The sequence below is a fragment of the Sphingobacterium sp. IITKGP-BTPF85 genome (assembly GCF_001006065.1).
Lineage (GTDB): Bacteria > Bacteroidota > Bacteroidia > Sphingobacteriales > Sphingobacteriaceae > Sphingobacterium > Sphingobacterium anhuiense.
The window spans coordinates 1-4,129 of record NZ_ASZT02000234.1; the positions used below are offsets into that span (position 1 = coordinate 1).

The following is a 4,129-nucleotide window of genomic DNA, read 5'->3' on the forward strand; positions in this document are numbered from 1 at the left end:
TTTTTTGGTTCGTTAATTGAAGGTGAAACTGGAGCTAGAATCTAAGCAATAAGCTCCCTGTTCAACCGTTCAATAGTTAAAAAATAAGATGGAAAAAATGCAATATTAAATCTTCGTCAATTGGTTATAATATGGTCTTCGTCATTGCATTTCATTGTAATAAGTAAAAACCGATCACGCTTATATAGAAAAACTATACAACATTACATTAAACTATTTGGTTATCTAATTCTTTAATGCTACTTTTAAAGTGTCTGACGCTTGAAAGAGCATTTTTAAGGAATGATAAACTAAATAAGAAACTGCAATAAGATGTATCGGTAAAAACCTCAAGCAGGGTTTTATCATTTGCACGGTTAAGCGCAATCGTAAGAACATACTGTTCCTTTCCCCTATTTTGGTTTTTATTTCTTGAAAGTAATCACTCTGGCGGAGCGATGACGTTCTTTAATGGTGGTGATCTGTAAGACCTACAACCCGAAACGTTGATCGTGCAATACAGGGTTTGAATTTGGTGTTTAATCATTCTCATAATCTTTGGTTTTTATGCGAACGATATCTAACTCTGAATATAAATTATACTTTATCAAAATAACCAATAAAGCGTACTACATGCTTATAGCCCGGAAACCGCAAAGAAACCAGTCACCAAGTTTCACGAAACTCGGTTCTTCCCCTATTAAGACTGACAGCAGTACGCCCTATTGGAAATTATATTACGAAGGTAATAATTATCCAATAGATTTTAAGGCGAACTACCGATCATCTCACGGGAAAATTTGCGGTTTTTGGGTGAGATAGACATCGTAAAGTAAGTCATACAACTTACTAAATAAAGTCGCTAATTAAATATTATTCAAATATAAACATATAAATACAAATATTCAAATATTTCAATAAATAAATCATATGTTCGAAGCAGAATTAAAGAGTTATATAAAAATATTAAACTTATATATGGATAAGTTTGGATTATATACAGCGGATATATCTAAATTAGCTGGAAGCACAAGAGATGTAATAAAGGATTTACACGAGTCAAAAACTGGTCTGAGCCATAAAACATTATGTGCTATTGCTAATGTATTTAATTTAGAGCTTTTCCAATTTTTAGACCCAAAGTTTCCGACCCAACTGTATGAAAATTTACCACAAGAGACTAAAAATAAAATTGAATGGAGAAGAATAATTGGTCCTCCTCAAGCAGATATAACTTATAATAAAATCTATTTAAAAAATGAGATTTTAAAAGCTATTTCTAAAGTTAAAAATCCAAATAAATTTCTTCCAAATGAAGTATTTTCGAAACTCCCTAAGAATCTTCAAGAGCATTTAGGTTCTTCCTCAAGAGTCACTTCATCTCTAAATTCTGAATTGAAAGAATATGCAGAAAAAACTGGTCTATCAAAAGCTAAAGCAACTTTGAAGGATGGAAAAAAAGAAACAGGCCGTTCCTCAGAATATTACAAGCTAATAATAGAACTACCTATATTCGAGAAAACTCAAGATTAACAAAAATTAAGCAATCTTGGTCTAGGAAATAAATTGATCGCAAAATTCAAGCAACATGCAGATGCCGAAAATTATGTAGACCTGATACTACGTGGCTATGTGCAATTTGGGGATAAAGACCAGCTTGGTTCCTAAAAAGGATATCGCTCGAAATAGAATAGGTATAAAAAATAAAGCCTTGGAAACTTCTAGTCTTCCCTAAACTATATCATCGATTTATGACTAACTGTTAATGGAAGTAGTTGTATTGGCTAGGCAGAAGAAGATTCATATTGAGATAGAGGAATTTAAACTCGATCAAGCAAATGAAGTTTATGAGCGTATAAGAAGTGGAAAGATCAAAGGGAGAGCTGTCCTTGTGCCTTAAAGACATTTCTTAACAGATCATAATAAAACCCAAATTTCGAATCGCATCTTAATGAGAATTTCTTTCAATTAAACAGAACGAGCAATAAACTATCGTTTATTGCTCGCTGACAACCTTAATTAGAAAGATTGATCACATCTGCTATTTATACTTTACTTTACAATCACGCCGATTTCATTTATTTTCATTCCACTTTGATCGGCACCAATTACCGCAAGGGCTTCCAATTTAATAAAGCGAGCCTGTTTTTTATTTGGGAACATCACCTGCTGTTTTACCGGATTATTATTGATATTTCCAAATACCTTATCCGTCAGGATACGATCCCAATCTTTTCCGTTCCTACTAACGGAAATTGTATTTAGTAACAGTTCCGCCCGTATTACCATTGTTAGCAGGTGTATAAGTAAATCCTGCGATTTCCATTTCCTTACCCATATCAATTGCGATTTCATAAATACCCGTAGATCCAGCAGGATTAGCTTCCCAACTAGTCCTACCGTTACCATCAAAGGCCCTGTTTATCTGCGATTCTTTTTTAGATTCACTTGCATGCAAGACTTTCCAATCGGCTGTCGAAAGATCAAAATCTGCGATCACCACATCGCTAAAATCTTTTCCGTTATTAATAAAAGCCTTTGCCTTTACAGTTCCTCCTCTTGTCAGCTCAAAGGGTTGATTGTAACGCATACTTTTCATGTTGAGTTCACTACCGTCTAGCGTATAAGTAACAATCGGATCCGGACTATTCATCTTAATAGATACTATTCCTTCCTTGGTTCTATTGATAACAGGTACATCAAGCATTTCTGGAGCTAAATAAACCTGAATTTCAGAAAGTACTGGCGCGGCATTAGCCTCCAGTGTAATCCGAAGTTTATTCGTCGCTATTGTCGGAAAAGCAAGGATTCTTTTGTAACCTATTGTGCTTTGCTTAACCAGTGCTACATATTTCTGACCGTTCCAATAGGCTACTTCAAAGGATCTTACCCGCTGTCCAAGCGGAATATACTCCTGTAGAAGTAAACGATTTAACTTTGTTTTTATTCCCAAATCAAGTGTCAAAACTGCTTTTTTAGCGTTGCCTTCAGCTCCCCAATAAGTATCATAATTACCATCTGTGAGTTGAGGTGCGCGAGTCGTATTGATCAATACAGTTTTCCCTTTAGCTAAATTTGTCTTAAAAGTAGCATCCACAACAGCTCTAAGCTCCATTAAGCGTGTCGAATCTGTCGGATGAATCTTTCCAGTACGGCTAACAGGAACATTTAGTAGCAAATTAGCATTACGCCCCACTGAAGTATAATAAATACCCAGCAATTGACTTAAGGTCTTGACTTTATCATCTGTATCCGGGCTGTAAAACCATCCAGGTCTTATGGAGACATCCACCTCACCAGGTATCCAATATTTACCGTTTTCATCACCAGAATTTAAGATCGCTTGTTTTGGCGCATCCTTTCCCATTCCAAAACCATCCGTATTGAGCGTGCTCCAGTTGGTTTCTCCAGCAAAGCCAGACTCATTGCCGATCCAGCGAGCTCCTGGGCCAATGTCGCTAAATATAACCGCATGAGGCTGATGCTTATACACCACACTACGAAACAATGGCCAATCGTAAACTTGCTTTTTACCGTTTGGTCCCTCTCCATTTGCACCATCAAACCACATCTCATAGATATCACCATAATTGGTCAACACCTCTTCCAGCGTTTTGGCAAAGATATCGTTGTATTCAGGAGTTCCATAAGAAGGATGATTTTGATCCCAAGGAGACAGATATACCCCAAACTTCAATCCGTATTCTTTACAAGCTTCAGAGAGATCTTTTAATACATCACCCTTCCCACCTTTCCATGGACTTTCACGTACCGTATGTGTACTGTATTTACTTGGCCATAAACAAAAACCATCGTGATGCTTAGCGGTTATAATAATAGCTTTCATACCCGCATCTTTAGCTGTTTTAGCCCATTGACGCGCATCGAGATCAGTTGGATTAAAAACCATAGGGCTTTCCTTGCCATCACCCCATTCCTTATCTGTAAAAGTATTCGGTCCGAAATGGATAAACATATAGTATCCTAATTTCTGCCATGAAACCTGGTCGGCACTTGGCAGCGCCCCATAGGGCGCTGGAGCAGCCTGCTGCGCATTGACATGCCATGTCGTAATAAGGGTTATTACTCCTAGCCTCGACTACGGATTTTTGATATAATTCATTCCTTATTAATCTATCAGTTATCCAAT

General features: G+C 36.7%; 3 protein-coding genes. 1 reads left to right on the forward strand and 2 read right to left on the reverse strand.

Translation table 11 applies throughout. The features are described from left to right. The first annotated feature begins 909 nt into the window (after nucleotides 1-909). The gene (locus tag L950_RS24335) at nucleotides 910-1,512 is read left to right on the forward strand and encodes a hypothetical protein (protein WP_021191108.1); all 603 of its coding nucleotides are present in this window, start codon (nucleotides 910-912) and stop codon (nucleotides 1,510-1,512) included. A gap of 519 nt (nucleotides 1,513-2,031) precedes the next feature. On the opposite strand, the gene L950_RS28195 is transcribed toward L950_RS24335, so the two are convergent. Then, a complete protein-coding gene (locus L950_RS28195) occupies nucleotides 2,032-2,268 on the reverse strand; it encodes a discoidin domain-containing protein (protein WP_021191110.1) in 237 nt (78 codons plus the stop codon). Next, complete coding sequence (locus L950_RS24340; RefSeq protein ID WP_021191111.1) at nucleotides 2,225-3,955, reverse strand: alpha-L-fucosidase; 1,731 nt, start codon at nucleotides 3,953-3,955, stop codon at nucleotides 2,225-2,227. The genes L950_RS28195 and L950_RS24340 overlap by 44 nt, the downstream gene beginning before the upstream one ends. Nucleotides 3,956-4,129: the final 174 nt, after the last annotated feature.